This is a genomic window from Bradyrhizobium sp. LB11.1 (assembly GCF_040549385.1).
GTDB lineage: Bacteria > Pseudomonadota > Alphaproteobacteria > Rhizobiales > Xanthobacteraceae > Bradyrhizobium.
Genome location: NZ_JBEPTH010000013.1, coordinates 58,379 through 79,555, shown reverse-complemented (window position 1 = coordinate 79,555; position 21,177 = coordinate 58,379). Strand labels below are relative to the sequence as shown.

Annotated in this window: 18 protein-coding genes, 2 pseudogenes and 1 riboswitch; of the genes and pseudogenes, 16 read left to right on the top strand and 4 right to left on the bottom strand. The window is 65.5% G+C overall.

The annotated features are described in order from the left end of the window. Positions 1-2: 2 nt before the first annotated feature. A complete protein-coding gene (locus ABIA96_RS28260; protein ID WP_354140316.1) occupies positions 3-734 on the top strand; it encodes a precorrin-2 C(20)-methyltransferase in 732 nt (243 codons plus the stop codon). Next, a complete protein-coding gene (gene cobJ, locus ABIA96_RS28255; protein ID WP_354140315.1) occupies positions 731-1,465 on the top strand; it encodes a precorrin-3B C(17)-methyltransferase in 735 nt (244 codons plus the stop codon). The genes ABIA96_RS28260 and cobJ overlap by 4 nt, the downstream gene beginning before the upstream one ends. Here the strand turns inward: cobJ and ABIA96_RS28250 are convergent. Beyond that, on the bottom strand, positions 1,441-2,187 hold the full coding sequence (locus ABIA96_RS28250; protein WP_354140314.1) for a cobalt-precorrin-6A reductase: 747 nt from the start codon (positions 2,185-2,187) through the stop codon (positions 1,441-1,443). The two genes, cobJ and ABIA96_RS28250, sit on opposite strands and share 25 nt — an antisense overlap. Here ABIA96_RS28250 and cbiE point away from each other — a divergent pair. Genes cbiE through cobT form a run of 7 tightly spaced genes read left to right on the top strand, consistent with a single transcriptional unit; the run spans position 2,186 to position 8,358 of the window. Continuing rightward, positions 2,186-3,367 (top strand): precorrin-6y C5,15-methyltransferase (decarboxylating) subunit CbiE, encoded by a 1,182-nt coding sequence (gene cbiE / locus ABIA96_RS28245; protein WP_354140313.1) that lies wholly within the window; start codon positions 2,186-2,188, stop codon positions 3,365-3,367. The two genes, ABIA96_RS28250 and cbiE, sit on opposite strands and share 2 nt — an antisense overlap. Continuing rightward, positions 3,364-3,732: a cobalamin biosynthesis protein gene (locus ABIA96_RS28240; protein ID WP_354140312.1), complete on the top strand. Its 369-nt coding sequence runs from the start codon at positions 3,364-3,366 to the stop codon at positions 3,730-3,732. The genes cbiE and ABIA96_RS28240 overlap by 4 nt, the downstream gene beginning before the upstream one ends. Continuing rightward, a complete protein-coding gene (gene cobM, locus ABIA96_RS28235) occupies positions 3,729-4,511 on the top strand; it encodes a precorrin-4 C(11)-methyltransferase (RefSeq protein WP_354140311.1) in 783 nt (260 codons plus the stop codon). Before ABIA96_RS28240 ends, cobM begins: the two co-directional genes overlap by 4 nt. After that, positions 4,511-5,821 carry a cobyrinic acid a,c-diamide synthase CobB gene (locus ABIA96_RS28230; protein ID WP_354140310.1) on the top strand — a complete coding sequence of 437 codons (1,311 nt, stop codon included), beginning with the start codon at positions 4,511-4,513 and terminating at the stop codon, positions 5,819-5,821. Before cobM ends, ABIA96_RS28230 begins: the two co-directional genes overlap by 1 nt. Further along, complete coding sequence (gene cobA / locus ABIA96_RS28225; protein WP_354140309.1) at positions 5,818-6,549, top strand: uroporphyrinogen-III C-methyltransferase; 732 nt, start codon at positions 5,818-5,820, stop codon at positions 6,547-6,549. The genes ABIA96_RS28230 and cobA overlap by 4 nt, the downstream gene beginning before the upstream one ends. After that, positions 6,546-7,295: a precorrin-6A synthase (deacetylating) gene (cobF, locus tag ABIA96_RS28220; protein ID WP_354140308.1), complete on the top strand. Its 750-nt coding sequence runs from the start codon at positions 6,546-6,548 to the stop codon at positions 7,293-7,295. Before cobA ends, cobF begins: the two co-directional genes overlap by 4 nt. A gap of 10 nt (positions 7,296-7,305) precedes the next feature. Next, positions 7,306-8,358, top strand: a complete 1,053-nt coding sequence (gene cobT / locus ABIA96_RS28215; protein WP_354140307.1) for a nicotinate-nucleotide--dimethylbenzimidazole phosphoribosyltransferase — start codon at positions 7,306-7,308, stop codon at positions 8,356-8,358. On the opposite strand, the gene ABIA96_RS28210 is transcribed toward cobT, so the two are convergent. Then, complete coding sequence (locus tag ABIA96_RS28210) at positions 8,355-8,927, bottom strand: histidine phosphatase family protein (RefSeq protein WP_354140306.1); 573 nt, start codon at positions 8,925-8,927, stop codon at positions 8,355-8,357. The two genes, cobT and ABIA96_RS28210, sit on opposite strands and share 4 nt — an antisense overlap. A gap of 73 nt (positions 8,928-9,000) precedes the next feature. Then, positions 9,001-9,202, top strand: a riboswitch (cobalamin riboswitch). A gap of 116 nt (positions 9,203-9,318) precedes the next feature. On the opposite strand from ABIA96_RS28210, the pseudogene ABIA96_RS28205 reads away from it, so the two are divergent. From ABIA96_RS28205 to ABIA96_RS28190, 4 genes and pseudogenes are all read left to right on the top strand, one after another. Next, positions 9,319-11,667, top strand: a pseudogene (locus ABIA96_RS28205) (TonB-dependent receptor). A 12-nt stretch (positions 11,668-11,679) separates the two neighbouring features. Next, positions 11,680-13,113 (top strand): PepSY domain-containing protein, encoded by a 1,434-nt coding sequence (locus tag ABIA96_RS28200; protein WP_354140305.1) that lies wholly within the window; start codon positions 11,680-11,682, stop codon positions 13,111-13,113. A gap of 119 nt (positions 13,114-13,232) precedes the next feature. After that, entirely contained in the window at positions 13,233-14,030 is a 798-nt protein-coding gene (locus ABIA96_RS28195; RefSeq protein WP_354140304.1) for a maleate cis-trans isomerase family protein, read from the top strand. 165 nt (positions 14,031-14,195) lie between these two features. Next, on the top strand, positions 14,196-15,629 hold the full coding sequence (locus tag ABIA96_RS28190) for an NAD-dependent succinate-semialdehyde dehydrogenase (protein WP_354140303.1): 1,434 nt from the start codon (positions 14,196-14,198) through the stop codon (positions 15,627-15,629). A 54-nt stretch (positions 15,630-15,683) separates the two neighbouring features. Here the strand turns inward: ABIA96_RS28190 and ABIA96_RS28185 are convergent, their stop codons facing one another. Then, on the bottom strand, positions 15,684-16,817 hold the full coding sequence (locus tag ABIA96_RS28185) for an MFS transporter (protein ID WP_354140302.1): 1,134 nt from the start codon (positions 16,815-16,817) through the stop codon (positions 15,684-15,686). Between the two features lie 182 nt (positions 16,818-16,999). Here ABIA96_RS28185 and ABIA96_RS28180 point away from each other — a divergent pair. Then, a pseudogene (locus tag ABIA96_RS28180) lies at positions 17,000-17,191 on the top strand (oligopeptide/dipeptide ABC transporter ATP-binding protein); the annotation flags it as partial. Positions 17,192-17,267: 76 nt separating this feature from the next. Here ABIA96_RS28180 and ABIA96_RS28175 read toward each other — a convergent pair. Further along, positions 17,268-18,614, bottom strand: coding sequence for a glycosyltransferase (locus tag ABIA96_RS28175; RefSeq protein ID WP_354140301.1), 1,347 nt, complete (start codon positions 18,612-18,614; stop codon positions 17,268-17,270). Between the two features lie 496 nt (positions 18,615-19,110). On the opposite strand from ABIA96_RS28175, the gene ABIA96_RS28170 reads away from it, so the two are divergent. Both ABIA96_RS28170 and ABIA96_RS28165 read left to right on the top strand, forming a co-directional pair. Further along, positions 19,111-19,929 (top strand): c-type cytochrome, encoded by an 819-nt coding sequence (locus tag ABIA96_RS28170; protein ID WP_354140300.1) that lies wholly within the window; start codon positions 19,111-19,113, stop codon positions 19,927-19,929. A gap of 399 nt (positions 19,930-20,328) precedes the next feature. Next, positions 20,329-21,054 (top strand): response regulator, encoded by a 726-nt coding sequence (locus ABIA96_RS28165; RefSeq protein WP_354140299.1) that lies wholly within the window; start codon positions 20,329-20,331, stop codon positions 21,052-21,054. The last annotated feature ends 123 nt before the right edge of the window (positions 21,055-21,177 follow it).

The following is a 21,177-nucleotide window of genomic DNA, read 5'->3' as shown; positions in this document are numbered from 1 at the left end:
CGATGGGACGCATCATCTGCTGCGGTCTCGGCCCCGGCGATCCAGATCTCATGAGCGTGCGTGCCGATCGTACCGTGCGCGGCGCAAAGCACGTCGCCTATTTCCGCAAGAAGGGCCGGCCCGGCCAGGCGCGCCGCATCGTCGGGGGCATGCTCGGAAGCGACGTCACCGAATATCCCATGGAATATCCGGTCACCACCGAGATCGCTTTCGACAGCTCGGACTATGTCCAGCTACTGGCGGGCTTCTACGACGAATGGGCCGAGCGCCTCGCGCGGCTGGCACGCGCCGTCGATGTCGTCGTGCTCTGCGAGGGCGATCCCTATTTCTACGGCTCCTTCATGCATCTGCACACGCGCCTGCAAGGCCGCGTCGAGATCGAGGTGATCGCGGGCATTCCCGGCATGGTCGGCTGCTGGAACGGCGTTGGTCAACCGATCGCGCTCGGCGACGACGTGACGACCGTGCTGATGGGCACGCTGCCTGAAGCCGAACTCGAACGCCGCATGCGCGATTCCGATGCACTCGTCATCATGAAAACCGGCCGCAATCTCGCAAAGGTGCACCGTGCGCTCGCGTCCGCCGGCCGGCTCGGCGACGCCTGGTTGGTCGAGCGCGGCACCATGCCGAGCGAGCGCGTCGTGCGGCTCGCCGAAATCGATGCCGCCGATTGTCCTTACTTTGCGATCGTGCTGGTACACGGCAAGGGCCGGCATCCGGACAGCGCCGAATGACGGGCATGCTCACCATCGCGGGCCTCGGACCGGGCAGTGATGCGCTGGTGACGCCGGAGGTTTCCGCCGCGCTTGCCGCCGCGACCGATATTCTGGGTTATGCCCCCTATGTCGCGCGCGTCCCGCCTCGCGCCGGTCTCACACTGCATCCGTCCGACAACCGCGAAGAGTTGCAGCGCGCGAATGAGGCTCTACGGCTCGCCGCCGAAGGTGGGCAAGTTGTCGTCGTCTCCTCCGGCGATCCCGGCGTCTTCGCGATGGCGTCGGCCGTGTTCGAAGTGCTCGAGCAGGCGCCGCACTATCAGGAGCTGCCGATCCGCGTGCTGCCGGGTATCACGGCGATGCTGGCCGCGGCCGCGCGCGCGGGCGCGCCGCTCGGCCATGATTTCTGTGCGATCAATCTCTCCGACAATCTCAAGCCCTGGGCGGTCATCGAAAAACGCCTGCGGCTGGCTGCGGAAGCGGATTTTTCGATTGCGCTGTACAATCCGCGCTCGGCGAGCCGGCCGGAAGGATTTGGCCGCGCGCTCGCGGTGCTGAAGCAAGCCGGTTGTGGTGACCGTCTCGTGATTTTTGCGCGCGCCGTCAGCGCAGCCGATGAGAAGATCGAAACCGTCGCGCTGAACGACGCGACACCCGAGATGGCCGACATGCGCACGCTCGTCATCATCGGAAACTCGCAGACGCGCCGCGTCGGCCGCTGGGTTTATGCGCCGAGGCAGGTCCGATGACCGAGCCACTGCATCACTTTAGCGATGCTCTCGACCCGCTTGCGCTCGGGCAATTGCGGTCGCGTGATCATGATCACGGGCAGGCCGAGCAGGCGAGCGGCGTCGATCTTGGCGCGCGCGCCATCGCCACCGGAATTGCGCGCCACGATCCACGCGATGCCTTGCTTGCGCAGCATCTCCAGCTCGCCATCAAGGGTGAACGGTCCGCGCGATACGATCAGATCGGCTGCGAAGGGCAAGGGCGTTTCGGGCGGATCGACGAAGCGCAGCGTGTAGTTGTGCTGCGGCCGTACCGCGAACGGCGCGATGTGCTGGCGGCCGATGGCAAGGAATACGCGCGCGGGCGCTTCGGGCAGCGCGGCCGCGGCGGCGTCGACATCACCGATTTCAACCCAGTTGTCGCCGAGCGCTTTGGTCCAGGGCGTACGTTCCAGGGCAATCAGTGGCGTGCCGGTTTCCGCGCACGCTTCAACGGCATTGCGGCTCATCTCGGCGGCAAAAGGATGCGTCGCGTCGATTACATGCGTGATGCCTTCGCGGCGGATGTAATCGGCAAGTCCGCCCACGCCGCCGAAACCACCGATGCGTGTCCGCAACGGCTGATCGGCAGGCGCGCGAGTGCGGCCGCCGTAGGAATACACGGCATCAATCCCCGCGCGCGCGATCTCCGTCGCGAGCAGGCCCGCATCGGCAATTCCGCCCAGAATGAGGGCGCGCATCATGGCTGATCCCTGGCTGACCATCATCGGTATCGGCGAAGATGGCCTTGCCGGGCTGTCCGATGCAAGTCGAAAGGCGCTTGCCAACGCGGAAACCGTGTTCGGCGGCGAGCGTCATCTTGCGCTGGCGGATGTCGGAAGCCGAGGCCGCGCGTGGCCGGTGCCGTTCGACGCTGACATTGTGCTGGGCTGCCGCGGCCGACCGACGGCGGTGCTGGCCTCCGGCGATCCGTTCTGGTATGGCGCCGGCGCAGGCCTTACCGAGAGGCTCGATGCGAGAGAATGGATCGCGCATTCGGCGCCATCGACCTTCTCGCTCGCGGCCGCGCGGCTAGGTTGGCGGCTCGAATCCGCCGTCTGCATCGGGCTTCATGCCGCGCCATTCGAGCGTCTCGTGCCGCATCTTACATCGGGCGCGCGGATCATTTGTCTCGTGCGCGACGGCAAGGCCGCCGTTGATCTTGCAAGATGGCTGAGCGAACGCGGATGGGGCGCGTCGGCATTCCGGACTCTCGCTGCGCTCGGCGGACCACATGAACGAATCGGTGAGTATCGCGCTGAGAGCTATATACGCGCTTCCACGGGAAACCTGGTCGCGGTGGCGCTCGAGGCGAAGGGGGCGCAGGGCCTGCCCCGCAGTTCGGGCCTGCCAGACGTTCTCTTCGCTCACGACGGCCAGATCACCAAGCGGCCGTTACGCGCGCTGGCGCTCTCGGCGCTGCTGCCGTGCCCTGGCAGAACACTATGGGACATCGGCGCCGGGTCGGGTTCGATCTCGGTAGAATGGGCGCTGTGCGGCGGGACGGCGATCGCCGTCGAGGCGCGCGGGAACCGCGCAGCGAACATCCGTAGCAATGCAGCCGCGTTCGGATTGGCGCATCAGATCACTGTGGTGACGGGAAAGGCGCCTGAGGCTCTTGTCGGACTTGTAGCACCGGATGCCGTCTTCATCGGCGGCGGTCTCGAACGCGCGATGTTCGATGCCGTCTGGTCGCAACTTGGGCCTGGTACGCGGCTGGTCGCGCATGCCGTGACGCTGGAGACGGGGGCGCTGCTCGGCGAACTGCACCAGCAGCATGACGGTGAGCTGATGCGGGTCGAGATTGCGCATGCCGCTCCGCTCGGCCGCTACCGGTCCTGGAAGGCGGCGCGCCCGGTGGTGCAGTGGAGTACGGTGCGATGAAGGTCGCCGGGCTCGGATTCAAAAAAGATGTCACGCTGGACTCGTTGCGCGAAGCGCTCGCGGCTGCTGGCGGTTCCGATGGCCTCGCGGCCGTGGCAACGGTCAGCGACAAGGCTGACGCGGAGGCGTTGAAACTGCTCGCGCGCGAGTGTGGCGTCCCGATCAAGGCCGTCCCCGCCGAAACTCTGGCCGGTATCGCGACGCCGACGCAATCAAAACTCATCACAGAAAAATTCGGCACGGGATCCGTCGCCGAAGCGGCCGCGCTGGCAGCCGCCGGTCCTCGCGCGCGGCTCATCGCAATGCGGGCTGTCTCGCGGGATCGCACTGCGACCGCGGCGATCGCTGAAGGAGACGGCGCATGACGGTGCACTTCATCGGTGCCGGACCGGGCGCCGCCGATCTACTTACCCTGCGCGGGCGCGATTTGATCGCGGCCTGCCCAGTCTGCCTCTATGCGGGCTCGCTGGTGCCCGAGGGCGTGCTGGCGCATTGCCCGCCCGGCGCGCGCATCGTCAACACCGCGCCGCTGTCGCTCGACGAGATCGTCGCGGAGATCACAACCGCGCATGCGGATGGCAAGGACGTTGCACGGTTGCATTCCGGCGATCTCTCGATCTGGTCGGCGATGGGCGAGCAGCTGCGCCGCCTGCGCGCGCTTGGCATTCCCTTCACGGTCACGCCCGGCGTGCCGTCGTTCGCGGCGGCCGCGGCTGCCCTCGAGGCCGAGCTGACACTGCCAGGTCTTGCCCAGACGGTCGTGCTGACGCGTACGCTCGGCCGCGCCAGCGCGATGCCCGAGGGCGAGAAGCTCGCTGCGTTCGCCGCGACCGGCGCGGTGCTCGCGATCCATCTGTCGATCCATCTGCTCGACAAGGTCATCGCCGAGCTGACGCCGCATTGCGGCGCGGACTGCCCGGTCGCCATCGTCTGGCGCGCGAGCTGGCCGGATCAGCGCATCGTCCGTGCCACCCTGGCAACGCTGGATACGGCTATTGGCGGCCAGATGGAGCGCACCGCGCTGATCCTGGTCGGCAAGACGCTCGGTGCGGCGGATTTCGACGAGAGCCGGCTCTATGCTGCCGACTATGACCGCCGCTATCGGCCCGTCGGCGTCGAGCCGCGTTTTCCGGAGGCGCCGTGATGCCGGCGGGGCTCGTCATCTCCGCGCCGGCCTCCGGCGTCGGCAAGACCACGCTGACGCTGGCGCTCGCGCGCGCCTGGCGCAATCGCGGATTGAACGTGCAGTGCTTCAAGAGCGGGCCCGACTATATCGATCCCGCTTTCCATGCCGTCGCCACGGGCCGCGCCTCCGTCAATGTCGATAGCTGGGCGATGGACCGCGCCACCATCGCGCATCTCGTCGGCCGGGGCACTGATGCCGATATCGTGCTCGCCGAGGGCTCGATGGGCCTGTTCGACGGCGTTGCCGCGCGCGGTGTCTCCGGCACCGGCGCCACCGCCGACATCGCGGAGATGCTGGGCTGGCCGGTGGTGCTGGTGATCGACCCCTCCGGACAGGCGCAGACCGCAGCGGCGATCGCCGCTGGCCTGCGCGACTACCGCCCCGGCGTGCGCCTCTCCGGCGTCGTGCTCAACCGCGTCGCGAGCCCCCGTCACGAGGACCTCGTGCGTCGCGCGCTGAACGACATTGGTATTGCCGTGTTCGGCGCGCTGCCGCGCCATGCCGAGATCAGCCTGCCGAAGCGGCATCTCGGCCTGGTGCAGGCCGAGGAGCAGGCCGAGATCGGAAAACTGATCGACGAGGCGGCGCGCTTCGTCGCCGAGCATGTCGATCTCGATGCCGTGCTGCGATCCGCAGCCGCGTGGTCAGTACAACCAGCGGCGAACGGCCTGAACGTGACGCCGCCGGGCCAGCGCATTGCACTCGCCCGCGATGCCGCGTTCTCCTTCGTCTATCCGCATATGCTGGAAGCCTGGCGCGCGGCCGGCGCGGAGATCACGACGTTCTCGCCGCTCGCGGACGAAGCGCCCGACGCGAACGCCGACGTGTGCTGGCTGCCCGGCGGCTATCCCGAGCTCCATGCCGGCAAGATCGCCGCCAATGCGCGCTTCCGCAGCGGCCTGCGCGCCTTCGCCGAGACGCGGCCCGTGCACGGCGAATGCGGGGGGTATATGGTGCTGGGAACTGCTCTGACCGATGCCGACGGTATCAGTCACGAGATGACGGGCCTGCTCGGACTGGAGACGAGCTTTGCCAAGCGCCGCATGCATCTGGGCTATCGCCTTGCCGCGCTCGGTGCTCCCATGCCGGGGCATCAGGCCGGTGCGCGCCTGCGCGGGCATGAGTTTCACTATTCGACCATCGTCGCCCAGCCTGACACGCCGCTGGCGGTCGTGCACGACGCAACCGGCGCCGTCATCGCCGAAACCGGCTCGCGGCGCGGCCACGCCACCGGCACGTTCTTCCATCTGATCGCGGAGGACCGGTGAGCGGTTTTGTCACTTTCATCTCCGCCGGCCCCGGCGATTCTGAGCTTCTCACGCTCAAGGGCGCCGCGCGGCTGCGCGAGGCGGATGTGGTGCTCTATGACGATCTCGCCTCCGGCGCGATCCTCGATCTGGCGCGCCCAGGCGCCAATCTCGTCGCGGTGGGGAAGCGGGCGGGGCGGCCGTCAACAAAGCAGCACCACGTCAATCGCCTTCTGGTCGACTATGCCGCCACGGGCGTCCGCGTCGTGCGGCTGAAGTCCGGCGATGCCGGCATCTTCGGCCGGCTCGAAGAGGAGCTCGAGACGCTGCGCGAAGCCGGCATCCGTTATGAAATCATTCCTGGGGTCACCTCCGCCTGCGTCGCTGCTGCACAAGCCGGCATTCCCCTGACCCGGCGCCACACCTCGCGCCGGGTGCAGTTCGTCACCGGGGCCGACGTCACCGGTGAGCTGCCGCAGAATTTGAACTGGGCGGCGCTGGCCGATCCTGATGCGACGACCGTGGTCTATATGGGCCGGCGCACGTTTCCGGCCATGGTCGCGAAATTGATCGAGCACGGCCTCTCACCGAGCACTCCGGCGCTGTTCGCCGAATCTCTTGGTCGTACCGATGAGCGGCTGGTGCGCACCACCATTGCCGAGCTCGCCGAGCAGCTCGCGCGCGGCGGTGCTGCGTCCACGGCGGCCGTGATCATGTTCGGCGCGCTGGCGGAGGGCAATTCGTCATGATGACGCTCGCCCTGATCGGCATCGGTTGCGGCGATCCCGGGCAGCTCACGCGCGCTGCGATCAGCGCGATCAATGCCGCCGATCTCGTTCTGATCCCACGGAAGGGGACGGCAAAATCCGATCTTGCTGATCTCAGGCGGACGATCTGCGCGGACGTGCTTACCAACGGCACGACGCGCATCGCCGAGTTCGATCTTCCCGTGCGTGACGCCGATGAAGCCGACTACCGCAAGGGCGTGGACGATTGGCACGACGCGGTTGCCGCCACCTGGTCGCAGACGATCGAAAGTCAACTCGGCGGCGAGGGCAAGGTCGCGCTGCTGATCTGGGGCGATCCTTCGCTCTATGATTCCTCGCTGCGCATCGCGCGGCGGCTCAATCCGTTGCCCGACATCGAGGTCGTGCCCGGCATCACCTCGATCCAGGTGCTGTGTGCCGTGCATGCGCTGCCGCTCAACGACATCGGCGAGCCGTTTCTGGTCACGACGGGACGCCGCCTGCGCGAAGGCGGCTGGCCGGGGGGCGTTGATACAGTCGTTGTGATGCTCGACGGAGGTACGGCGTTTCAGTCGCTCGATCCGGCGGGGCTTTACATCTGGTGGGGCGCCTATCTCGGCATGGCCGATCAGATCATCATGTCCGGTCGGCTTGCCGAGGTGGGCGCGCGCATCGTCGGTGCGCGGCAGGCCGCGCGTGAACGGCACGGCTGGATCATGGACAGTTACATTCTCAAGCGCAGGCCGTAAGCGAGGCAGCATGCTCCCTGATTGGGTTACTCAGAAATGCCCCGAGATCTCCGCGGCTCATCGCGAGGCCGCGATCGCGCGGCAGGCGCAATTGACAAAACCGACCGGCGCGCTCGGCCGGCTCGAGCAGCTCGCGATCGAGCTGGCCGGCCTGCAGGCGACTGAACGCCCTCGAGCCGCACGCGTGCCGATCATCATCTTCGCCGGCGATCACGGCATCGTCGCGCAAGGTGTGTCAGCCTATCCGCAGGCGGTGACGATCGCGATGATGGCGAATTTTGCCTCCGGCGGCGCCGCGATCTCGGTGCTGGCACGTGAGCTCGGCTCGACCCTCGAGGTCGTCGATGTCGGCACGCTGGCCGAGGCGGCGATGCCGGGCATCGTCACGGACAAGCCGCGCCTTGGCACCGGCGATTTCAGCGTCGACGCTGCAATCACGCCGGCGGAGCTGGCATTCGCCTTTGAAGCCGGCCAGCGCGCAGTGGCGCGGGCGAAGGCCCATCAGCCCGATCTCCTGATCTTCGGCGAGATGGGCATCGGCAACACCACGACCTCGGCGGCGATCGCCGCGAGCCTTCTCGGCATCAGCGCCGAGGACATCGCGGGCACGGGGACCGGTGTCGATGCGGCGGGCCGTGCGCACAAGGCGCGCGTGATCGATGCGGCGATCGCGCGTCATGGCGTTGCGGGTGCAGCGCCCGAAAAGATCTTGTGCGCCGTGGGTGGGCTCGAGATCGCGGCGATCTCCGGCGCGATCATCGCGGCGGCGCAGGCGCGCATCCCCGTGCTGATCGACGGTTTTATCGTATCGGTTGCGGCGCTCGCGGCGGTGCGGCTGAATCCATCGTGCCAGCCGTTCCAGCTCGCCTCGCATCAATCGGCAGAGCAGGGGCACCGGCTGGTGCTGCGCGCGCTGAACGTGCAGCCGCTGATCAGCCTCGATCTCAGGCTTGGCGAAGGATCAGGCGCCGCCATCGCGCTGCCGCTGGTGCGATCGGCCTGCAGCCTCCACAACGATATGGCGACGTTCGCGCAGGCCAATGTGCCGGATCGGCCGTCCTAGGCCATGCGCTGATTGACCGACACAACCCGCCAGCCGGTCGCGAGCCGGTCGATCCGGGTCAGCGACAGCGGATCGATCACGAAGCGCAAGGCGGCTTGCGGTGTCAGGTCGAGCGCGATGCACAGCACGGCGCGGATGGTGCCGGAATGGACGACCAGCGTTGCGGACCCGATGCTGATCCGCGCGAGACCCTGCCTCACGCGTGCGACCTGTTCTTCAAAGCTTTCCCCGCCTGGCGGCCGGCCACGCGCCGGATCGCTCCAGAATCGTGCATAGGCCTCGCCTCCATCAGCCCCGAGTTCGTCATGCCGCCGGCCGGTCCAGTCGCCAAAATCCTGCTCGCCGAATTCGGGTAGCAATTCAGGTTCAAGCCCCAGCGCGCGTGCCGTCTCGACCGTGCGCCGCGCCGGGCTGGCATAGCTCGCCGCTCCCCGCGGCAGACACCGGCGCAGCGCCTCGAGCCGCCCGCGATCGCCAAGGTCCGCCGGCGCATCATTCGCATGGATAGCCCCTTTGACGCCGTCGACGGGCGCATGCCGTATCAGCCAGAGGAAGGTTTCGCCTTCCATGCAGATCTCCCAGGGAAGTTGGCCGCTGTGGCACCATCGCCGCAACAGGCACATTGACTCCGTCTACGCCGTAATCCTAGATGGTGGTGACGGTTTCCCCGAGAGGGGATGAAAAGGGAATGCGGTGCGGGGACATTGTCCCCAATGCCGTAGCTGCCCCCGCAACTGTAAGCGGTGAATCCTTCGTCACAAGCCACTGGGTCCTCGGTCCCGGGAAGGCGACGAAGCGGTCACGACCCGCGAGCCAGGAGACCTGCCGTCAGCCGTGGTCACACGCGAAGATGTCGGTCGGGGAGTACAGACATTCGGCTTCATCGGAAGGCTAAAAGCCGGAAGATGGGACCTTGGTTCGCAGTGACGTGCCACTGACGTCACACCGAGGTCCAAGACCGTGTCTTCCATCCGTATTGTACGACCACGCCGTTTGCTGCTCGCCTCCGCCGCGCTTGCGCCGCTTGTTGCCGCCGACATGCATGCCGCTCACGCGCAGCAGGCTCGCGAGTCCTTGCCTCCGATCGAGGTGTCGCCCCCCCAATCCCGCAAGCAGGCCAAGCCGGCTGGCCGGGATACAGCAAGCGCACGCCGAGCGGCGGCGCGCAGGCCTGCTGCGGTAACGGCGGCGCCAAAGCCCGTCGTGCCGAACGCTGCGGCGCCGACGCCGCTCAACAGCAATGCGGTCGCCGAGAGCGCCTCGCGCCTCGGCCTGACCGTGCGCGAGACGCCCGCGACCGTCGAGGTGATCTCCGCCGAGACCATGCGCGAGCAGGGCTATCGCACCGTCTCCGACGTGGCCCAGGGCGCGGTCGGCGTCACCGCCGGCGACAATCCGGCCGAGCCCTCGGCCTTCTCGATGCGCGGCTTCACCAACAGCCAGATCAACACGCTCTACAACGGCATCAAAATCGGCCCGCAGAACATGACCTCGCGGATCATGGACACCGCCAATCTCGAAGCGGTTGAATTTCTGAAGGGGCCGGCCTCACTGATCTCGGGCGAAGGCGCCGCCGGTGGTGCGATCAATTTCGTCACCAAGCAGCCGCACACCGGGGCGATCCGGAACGAAGCCGACTTTTCATATGACTCCCTGAATTCCTTCCGTGCGCATTATGGCTCCGGTGGCAGCACCAACGTCCAGGGACTGGACTACCGTTTCGATATCAGCCGCTCCACGCTCAACGGCTTTGCCGACGACACCAACACCAAGACGCTGGACATCTCCGGCCAGCTCAACTACCGCATCTCCGACAGCCTCAAGGTCTGGGGCGCGATCGAGTATCGCGAAGACCGCTCAAAAGCCTATTGGGGGGCGCCGCTGGTGTCGGCGGCCTTCAGCGGCTCGCATGCGACGAGCGGCATTGTCTCCGGTAGCTACTTCAACAGGACTGATCTCGGGGCCATCACGATCGACGACCGCACTTTCAACACCAACTACAACGTTCTCGACAACCGAAATGTCGCGCAAGAAGTGTGGTTGCGCGGCGGCTTTGAGCTGAAGCTGGCGCCTGACCTGACGCTGAAGAGCCAGGCCTACGGTTATGGCGCGGAGCGCACCTGGTTCAACAACGAGATCGAGGCGTTCGATTCGATCAAGAACGAGGTGTATCGCGAGCGCTTCTATGTCGCGCACAGCCAGCGCCTCGTCGGCAACATCACCGATCTGGTCTGGGATGCCAATATCGCGGGCTTCGACAACCGCATGGTCACGACGCTGTCGTCGAGCTACCTCGACTTCGTCAGGCCGAGTGCCGCAAATTTTCCGAATGATTATGTCCCGCTGGTCGATTTCGACCGCGGCTTTTACGGCTCGCTCACCACAAAGCAGCAGACCGCGCGTATCGACAACGAGGCGCTGTCGTTCGAGGATCGGCTGAAGCTCACGCGGACCTTTGCGCTGATCGGCGGCCTGCGCGTCGAACATATCGGGCTCGACCGCAACTCCACCGACGTCAACGGTCTGGAGAACGCGAATTTCCCGTTCTCGAAATCCTGGGCACCGGTCACCGGCCGCATCGGTTACACGTGGGAGGCCGTTCCGGGCCTGACCTTCTTCAGCCAGTACGCCACCGGCGCCGACATCTCGGCCAACAACATCTTCCTGCTCGCGCCGACCCAGCCGCTCGACCTGACCACCGCGCGCACGTACGAGACCGGCGTTAAGCACGTGTTTTGGGACAACAGGGCGGAGTGGTCGTTTTCGGCCTATGACATCCTGCGCAAGAACGTCTACGCGGCGGCGGGCGGCATGCAGCTCAACATCGCGGGACGTCAGGAGTCCAAGGGCGTCGAACTCGCCGGATCGATCCGCCCGATCGAGCCTTTGCGTCTCTGGGGCAACATCGCCTATGTCGACGCGCGCTATGCCGATTATGATTTCGTCGGCGGCTCGTTCTCGGGCAATACGCCGCCGAACGTGCCGCGCATCGTTGCCAATGCCGGCGCGTCCTAGCGCTTCTTTACGCCATGGCCGGTGGAGGTCGGCATCACCGGCCGTCATGTCGGCGACCGCTACAACACCGACGCCAACACTGTGACCATGAATGCCTACACCGTCGGCGATCTCTACGCCTTCGTCGACATCCCCAAAACGGTGTTCAATGCGGTCGACCATGCCCGCCTGACCTTCCGGGTGCGGAACTTCGCCGACAAGCGCTACGCGATCTGGGGCGACCCGTTCTATCCCGACCAGATCCTGCTGGGCGTGCCGCGGACCTATGAGATCTCCGCGGCGTTCAAATGGTAGGGCGTTGATCACATGATGGGCGCGATCGTCCTCTCGCACCGCTGGCTCGGGATCGCGTTCTGCCTCCTGTTCGCGATGTGGTTCGCGAGCGGAATCGTGATGCACTTCGTTCCGTTTCCGTCGCTGACGGAAGCGGAACGCTTTGCCGGGCTCGCGCCGATAGCGCGCGGAGATGCGATTACGGCGGCTATCGACGCAGTCGCCGTCAGTGGGATCAAGGACGCCACGCGCGTTCGCCTGATCCAGCGCGGCGACGGGCCGGTCTATGTGGTGTCGGGACCATCAGGCGTGCGAGCGGTCCATGCTTCGGATGGGGCCGATGCGTCGGTGGAATTTCCCGATGTCGCGCTCGCCATCGCGCGAGCATATGCCGATCGCCGCGGGCTCGATGCCGCGCACGCAATGATCGCTGCACACGCGGACTACGATCAATGGAGCGTCCCAAACGGTTTTGATCGCCATCGGCCTCTGTTTCGCATAGCTCTCGGCAATGCGCCGGGGACAGAGATCTACGTCTCGTCGCGTACCGGCGAAATTGTCCTGGATACCGCCCGCAGCGAGCGGGGATGGAATTGGGTCGGTAGCGTCGTGCACTGGATCTATCCGACCGTTCTCAGGAGCAGCTGGTCGCTGTGGGACCAGATCGTCTCGACACTGTCGCTGGTGGCCTTGATCGCGGCGGTGCTGGGGGCGGTGCTCGGTGTCGTCAGGATCAGGATCCGGGGGGGCCTTATCTCGACGCCTTATCGCGGCTGGCACGCCCTGCATCACATCATCGGGCTCGCTTCGACCGTTTTCGTGCTGACCTGGATTTTCAGCGGCTGGCTCTCCATGGATCACGGCCGGCTGTTCTCGCGCGGGCAATTGACTTCGACGGAGTCTGGCGTGACGAACGCTGTGCCGGACTGGAGTACGGCTCCATCCGTTGATCAGCGGCCCTTGTCGTCGTCGGTCCGAGAAGTCGAATGGTTCGCCTTCAATGGCAGTGTCTACCGGCGAGATCGGACTGGCCTTGGCAGTCAGACTTTGATCAAAGCGGGTGAGACGGCCCGCAATCAGGAAGCGGCGTTCCTGGATGGGCAGGACGTCCTTGGCTTGACGACACGTCTTGCGGCGGGCTGCGGCGCGGCGTCCATCGTTTCCGACAACGACGACTATGCTGCTCAGACCACCGTCCCCGGCGCGCCGGTCTACCGCTCCCGTTGCGGCGATCTCTGGTTCGACATCGACGGCGCCGACGGCAGCGTGCTGCAACGGCTGGATGCCTCGCGGCGGGCCTATCGCTGGTTCTACAGCGCGCTGCACACGCTGGATTTCCCTGTCCTGATGGCGCGTCCATTTCTGCGCGATGTCCTGATCGTCGGGCTTTGCGCGCTGGGCCTGGTATTCTCCGTCACCGGCATCGTCATCGGCTGGCGGCGGTTGCGGGCGACCTTTGCAGCCTGAATTGCCCGTCGAACAAATGATATGCAGTCTGCAAATTGCCGGTTGCGCAGGCGCCGGCGGGCGAGGATGATCCTTTGAAGGGCGCGTAGCGCGCCTTCGCAATGGAGCATCCGTGATCGATGTCAATCTTGCGCAAACGCCTCGGCATGATCACGCCGTCCTCCAATTCGGTGCTGGAGCCCGTCACCAGCGCCATGCTGCATGGCGTAGATGGCGTTACCGCCCATTTCTCGCGCTTCCGCGTCACCGAGATTGCGCTCGATGCCGCCGCGCTGAGCCAGTTCGATGCCTCGGTGATGTTGCCGGCGGCGGATCTGCTGGCCGATGCCAAGGTCGACGCCATCGCCTGGAACGGCACGTCGGGGAGTTGGCTCGGGATCGCTCGCGACAGGAGCCTTTGCGAGGCCATCACGAAACGCACAAGCGTGCCGGCGACCACCTCGACACTCGCCTGCATCGAGGCTGCCCGTGCGCTCGACGCCAGACGCGTCGCTCTCGTCTCGCCCTATACCGATGACGTGCAGCGGCGGATCGGCAAGGTCTGGGCCGGGGAGGGGATCGTCCCGCATGCGGAACGGCATTTGGGCTTGCGCGACAATTTCTCCTTTGGCGAGGTCGCGCCCGCGACGATTGCCGACATGATCCGCGCGGTGGCAGCGGAGGGGGCCGATGGCGTTGTCATCCTCTGCACCAATCTTGATGGTGCCGGGCTCGCGGCCTCGCTCGAACGGGAGCTCGATATCGCCGTGCTCGACTCCGTCGCGGTCACGCTGTGGCGAACCCTCAGTCTCGCCGGCGGCGACGTAGCCGCCCTTGCGTCGTGGGGCCGGATATTCCAGACATCGGCAGTTCGGCGACAAAGGTGCGGGCGAGGTGCTGAGCCGGGGCAAATCGAGCCTGGTGTGAGGGGAAGATGATGCATCACGACGACGTTGTGTCGCCCCTTGCGCATACCTTCCGCGCGCGGCTGCGACCTCATTGATCCCTTTCCGCGGCCCGCCTTTCGGTGTAGCTCTGCGCCCACTTATTGGGCGGCGGGCGCTAAACCTGTCGCCGCGGAAATCATGCAGGAGACGCCAAGGATGTACCCCAAAGTTCAGATGTTCATTGCCGGTGAGTGGACCGACGGCACCTCCGGCAAGTCGGAGGACATCCTCAATCCCGCAACCGGCCAGCCGATCGGCAAGACACCGCACGCCTCGCGCGCGGACCTTGACCGTGCGCTGGAGGCCGCCAAGGCCGGTTTTGAGGTTTGGCGCAAGACCTCGCCGTTCGACCGCTACAAGCTGATGCGTAAGGCCGCCGACATCATCCGCTCGCGCGCCGCCGAGATCGCCCCGGTCATGACCATGGAGCAAGGCAAGCCGGTGGTGGAAGCGCAGGGCGAGACCATGCTGGCCGGCGACCTCATCGACTGGTTCTCGGAAGAGGCTCGCCGCGCCTATGGCCGCATCGTGCCGCCGCGGATGGGCAACGTCTCCCAGCTCGTGACCAAGGAGCCGGTCGGTCCGGTCGCGGCGTTCACGCCCTGGAATTTCCCGATCAACCAGGCCGTGCGCAAGATCTCGGCCGCGCTCGCCGCGGGCTGCTCGATCATCGTCAAGGGTCCGGAAGAAACCCCGGCGAGCTGCATGGAGCTGGTGCGCGCTTATGCGGATGCCGGCATTCCGGCCGGCGTCGTCCAACTGGTGTTCGGCGTGCCGTCGGACGTGTCGGAATATCTCATTCCGCATCCGATCATCCGCAAGATCAGCTTCACCGGTTCGACCGCGGTCGGCAAGCATCTCGCCGCGCTCGCCGGCCTGCACATGAAGCGTGTCACCATGGAGCTCGGCGGCCATGCGCCGGCGATCGTGTTCGCGGATGCCGATCTCGACAACGCCGCGAAGATTCTCTCGGCGAACAAGTTCCGCAACGCCGGACAGGTCTGCGTCTCGCCGACGCGCTTCCTGGTGCACGAGAGCGTCTATCAGCCCTTCGTCGAGAAGTTCGTCGCGGCAGCGAAGAGCCTCAAGGTCGGTAACGGCCTCGACAAGGACACCCGCATGGGTCCGCTGGCCAACCCGCGCCGTGTCGATGCCATGGAAGGTCTGGTCTCCGATGCGGTTCAGCGCGGCGCAAAGATCCAGGCCGGCGGCAAGCGCATCGGCAATGAAGGCTTCTTCTTCGAGCCGACGGTCATCACCGACGTGCCGCGTGATGCCCGCATCATGAACGAGGAGCCGTTCGGCCCGCTGGCACCGATCACGTCCTTCCGCAGTTATGATGAAGTCGTTGCCGAGGCGAACCGTCTGCCTTATGGCTTGGCGGCCTATGCCTACACCACTTCGACCAAGACGATGCAGGCGATCGGCGCCGACATCGAGAGCGGCATGGTCTCGATCAACCATCACGGCCTCGCGCTGCCGGAAGTGCCGTTCGGCGGCGTCAAGGATTCCGGTTACGGCTCCGAAGGCGGCCTCGAGGCGATCGAGGGCTATCTCAACACGAAGTTCGTCACCCAGGCCAGCGCGTAAAGTTCGCGCGACATCCATTGCAAGGCGCGTCACGGCATGCCGTGATGCGCCTTTCTATTTTGCGGTCACGGCGCGCGCGGACAGCGTGACGAGGCACATCAGCGCGGCGAGCATCCAGAATGCCGTCGGCAGCCCGACGGCGTGGGCGATAAAGCCGATGCCGGCGGGACCAACCAGAACGCCTGCATAGCCGGCAGTGGTGATCGACGCCACCGCGAGCCCCGTAGGCATTGCGGTCTGCATGGCGGCGCGGCGGAACAGCACCGGCACGAGGTTCGAAGCACCGAGGCCGATGAGCAGGAAGCCGGCGATGGCAGTGGCCGCGCTGGGCGCGAGCAACAGCACCGCAAGGCCTGCGACAGCAAGCAGGCTTCCCCCGACCAGCGTTGCGCGATCACCGACGCGCGCCACGACGGCATCGCCGCCGAGCCGGCCGGCGGTCATCGCGATCGAGAACACGATGTAACCGATCCCGCCTTGGGCCTCGCTGACGAGGCCCGTGCCGATGACGAGCAGCGCGCCCCAATCGAGCATCGCACCTTCGATCAGAAATGTGACAGCCGCCAGCAGCGCCAGCAACAGCACGATGCCATGCGGCAGCACGAACAGCGGTCCGTCCTGCGCTTGCGCCGAACGCAGCAGCCGCGGCCAGGCGAGCGCCATCGTGATCAGCATGAGTACGGAGCAGATCAATGCGCATGCGAGCGGTGCGAGATGAAATGACAGCAGCGCCGTCATCACTGCGGATCCGGCGAAACCGCCAATGCTGAAGAGCGCATGAAAGCCCGACATCAGCGGCTTTCTCGCCGCGCGCTCCACCTCGACGGCATGGATGTTCATGGCGACATCGATGGAGCCGAGCGCGGCCCCGAAAGCGAGCAAGGCAATCGCCAATGTCACGGGCGTACCCGCGATGACCAGCAGGGGCAGAACCAATGCGAGGCCGATCCCGCCTGCAATGATGATCGGCTTGCTGCCGTGCCTTGCGATCAAGATACCGGTTGCGAGCATCGCGACGACCGAGCCGATCCCGAGGCTGAGCAGCAGCAGGCCGAGGACGGCGTCATCGACCGAGAGCCGCTCCTTCGCGAACGGGACCAGCGGTGCCCAGCAGGCCATGCCGAAGCCGGCGACCAGGAACGAGAGACGCGTGGCGAGCCGCGTCGCCGGCCGGTCGGCTGAAATCATTCGTGAAGCTCCGGAGGGGGATTGGGACAGAGGAGGGGGCGCGGTTATAAACCGAAGCGAGGAGAGAGGTTCCGCATGCTTGTAGCCCGGATGGAGCGACTTGTCCGCCGAACGGGCCGGACGGCATGAAGGCTTGGCTGGAAAAACGGCGCGACGCTGCGTTATGCCGCGCGCGGCCCTGAAGCCGGGTTCCACTGCCGGAGCCCGGGGCCAAGCGCGATCCCATCATCCTCTGCGGCGACGTGCCGAGCCCGATCCATCCTCCGGAGCGGTTGCCGCTTCCACACCCGCTGCCCTTTCGTGTTCGATCGCTGCCGGACCGAAGAGCCGCAGCGTCGTTCGACCGAAGGCGAGCATGGGCGGCCTGCCACCTCACGGCGAGGTCGTTCGAATGTGCTCGGTTGCTTCAGAGGGGAGCAGCGCTCCCCTCCAGAGTCGGGCCATGCAACTTTACCGGGCGACGCGGCGGCTGCGGCCGGTTTCGAGCTTGCCGGCACCCTGCAACGCCTTGCGATCGTCGGCGAGGCGGCCGATGATCCGGAGAACCTCAGACCGCGTATCGATGTCGGCGAATTCGTCGGCCATTCGCGAGGCGCGCATGCGGTAGGCAGGGCGATCGAGCACGGTGCGCACCGCCTCGCGGATCGCGTCGGGCGTCGGCTCGTTGGTCGCGAGATTGATGCCGACGCCGGACCACGCCACGCGTGCATTGACGTCGGCCTTGTCCTCGGTCGTGCCCGCGGTGACCAGCGGAATTCCAAAGCTCATGGCCTGGTTGACGCTGCCATAGCCGCCGTTGGTGACCAGCACGTCGGCGCGAGGCAGCAGCCATTCGAACGGCAGGTAGGTGGCAAGCCGTGCGTTTGACGGGACGGCAGCTGGGATCGCCTCGACCGGGCGGCCGCCGGTCGTCGCCACGACCAGCACGTCCGGCTCGTCGGCAAGCGCTGTGAGCGTCGGGGCGATCACGAGCCCTAGATTGTGATTGGCCACGGTGCCCTGTGTCACCAGCACGACCTTCCTGGACCCATCGAGCTCTTGCGCCCACGGCGGCAGGGGCGCCTGGCGCGGAATGATCGGCGGCGTTCCGACGAAGTGCACATTGGGCGGAAATGCCCGCGGAAATTCGAAGCTCGGCACCGACAATTGCATGTAGGCATCGGCGAGTTCGATGACTGAATGGAACATCGGCTTCGATACAGGCCCGACGCCGAAGCCCTTCAGCACCCTGTTCAGGTTGCGCAGGACCGGCTGATCGACGTTCGCGTCATATTCTCCGGCGAGCACAGCATATTGCTGGCGCTGCTCCTCTGTGGTCGCAGGCTGCAGCCCGAGAAAGTTCGGCGCGCCGTCATCGCGTTCCCAGTGCAGAAACGACGTCCCGCACAACACGACCGGCGGCCGCATCTCGCTTGGCCCGAGCAGCGTCGGCAGGATGCCGAACAGCATGTCGTCGCCGACGATGACGTCAGCCTGAAAGTGCTCCAACGCCTCGTACAGGCCCTGGTTCTGTGCCGGGATGGAGTCGACGAAGATGCGCTCGCAAGCAGTGCGGAGCCAATCCGGCCCCGGAGGAAGGCTCTTCAATTCGGGGACCACCGAGAGAATGTCCCGCAGGTCGAAATCCGCGCCTGGCGGAAGCGGGAAGAACCGCGCGCCGCTGGCTTCGATACGGGCCCGAAATGCGGTCCCGGTCAGGAAGGCAATCTCGTGGTTCTCCGCGACGAGAATGCGCGCAATGGCGAGCAGTGGATTGAGATGGCCCGTCGCAGGCGTCGAAGCAATGAGAATTTTCATGGAGTAGGTCCTCTGATTGTCGAGCGTCGACCGTGGGCGGTCGATGAGCAGAGGGAGAGTGCTGGGATGGCCGTTACGACAGAACTTCTGCACTGCGCCAAATTGGTTACGGCGGCAACGCATTATGGCGTTGTGGCGGCGGTGGATATCGGTGCGACGATCAGTGCGGGCCCGCGTCGTGTTACAATGGTAACTCACACTGCCGACGCTGAAACAGCGCGGTAGTCTCGCCCTCATAGTTACGAAAAGCGCCCCTTTCGAGTGCAGGCGGCAAGGTCTCGACTGGCCGCCGGCCTACGAGATGACTGCGAGCGAATCCTGTCTATGTGCAGGGCCGGTCGCGCTCACGCTCAATGCGTTGAGGACGAACATGGCGAATATTGTCAGTCTCATTCTATTGGTGGCTCTTGCGGCATTCATGAGCTGGATCGGCTGGCGTGCCTCGCAGGTCCGGTCTCGCGTCTTGAGGTGGAGCGGTGTCGGGCTCGCAGCCGTATTGACGATCCTGGTGTCGTCAGTCAGCGCGCTGACTGCGACGGGTCTCGTCAAGCAGCACGCGCGCTCCGCGCCTCTCCCTAGCGTCAGGGTCGAACTCACGCCTGAACGAGTCGCACGCGGCAAGGCCGTGACCGACAGCTTTTGCAGCGGATGCCATAAGGCGGCGTTGACCGGCGGAGGCGATCTCGCCGAGGATCTTCCGATCAATATTGGCTCGTTCGTGCCCGCCAATCTCACGCCCGCCGGGCCACTGAAACGGTGGTCGGACGGCGAGATTTTTCGCGCCATTCGCAACGGCGTCGATGCGGGCGGAGGGTGGCTCACGATCATGTCCTTCACCAACGCGAGCCGACTGAGCGACGACGACACCATTGCGGTGGTCGCCTATCTTCGCAGTCTCCCGGCCGCGGGCGCACCAACGTCGGGGCAGCTCGATCGATTTAATCTCCTTGGCCTGGCGATGCTGGGGGCCGGGATGTTGCGGGACGCGAAGCCAGTGATTGTTGCAAGCATTTCTGCGCCGCCAAGGGGGCCGACGGCCAAATACGGCGAATACCTCCTGTCCTATCAGGACTGCCGCGAATGCCACGGCAAGGATCTCAGTGGCGGTGTACCCGGTCAGTTGCCGCCGCTCGGTCCAGATCTCGGTATTGTCGCGCAGTGGACCCGCGAGGAATTTATCGCCACCATGCGCTCCGGCGTCGATCCGAATGGGCATCAGATCGGGGAGAAAATGCCGTGGCGTCCGATCGGGCGGATGGACAACGACGAGCTCGCCGCCATGTATCAATATCTGACTCTGTCGCGACACCCGTGACGGACACACGGCATCCACAAGCCCGCGAATAACTTCGACCCACGATCAAGCAATGTCACGTTGGTAGCTACGCCGATGCGCCGCCAGTTTAGAATCCTTCTGAGCTGACTGAACAACGCCCGCTCGGCCGGCCCGTCGAAACGACGTTCGCTTGGGTAGCAAACTATCCCGATCACAATTCATCACGTATCGGAGATTCTGCCGAATATGACGGCAGAATGACCTATTCGGCAGGCACCACAGCGAACATCTATATTGGTCGTTCGTACATAAGAAGGCGCGTCGTCGGCACACGACAGCGGATTTCAACCGAGTGCCGTCGGCTTCAGAGGAACTCATTTTCGCATCAGCCGAAGCCGGCACATCCAAGTCGGCGACGGCAAGTTTGAGAGATCAAATATGTTGGCAGACGCCGGCCATGTCATCGTTGTCGATGACGATCCTACCTTGCGGCAAATGGTGATCAAATATCTGGAAGAGCATAATGTACCGGGGAGGGCTGCATCCAACCGCGCCGAATTGCATCGTCATCTCGAGGGAGCACAGCCCTGCCTGATCATTCTCGACCTTCGCCTTGGTCAGGAAGATGGGCTGGATCTGCTGCGGGAGATTCGTTCTCACTCCGACGTGCCCGTGATCATCACGACCGGGCACCGGCCCGACGAAATCGACCGCATCGTCGGCCTGGAGCTCGGTGCCGACGATTACATCATCAAACCATTCAGCCTGCGGGAGCTGCTGGCGCGCGTCCGCGCGGTGCTACGGCGTCAGGAGATAGGACGGGCCGCGCGCGCCAGGGATCCCGAGCGCGGCGGTTATCGGTTCAACGGCTGGAAGCTCGAACGCCGTGGCCGCAAGCTGGTCGATGCCGGCAACGCGCCAGTTCCCCTGAGCAAGGGCGAATATGCCCTGCTGCTGGCCTTCCTCGAGGCGCCCGAGCGTCCGCTGAGTCGCGAGCACCTGCTCCAGGCAACCCGCATCCACGAAGACATCTTCGACCGCAGCATTGACGTCCAGGTCTTGCGCCTGCGACGCAAGCTGGAGAACGATCCGAGCGCGCCGCGCATCATACAAACCGAGCGTGGCGTCGGCTACGTGTTCACCGTGGCGGTCGAACCGTTCTAGGCCGGCACAATGCAATTCAATGCCACGTTGCGGGCGGATCGCACCGGGCTTGGGCGGGGCGCGGCAACGTCTCTTCGTGATGTTGAAAGCATGGCGGCGGCTGGCTGCAATCGTAACCGTTTT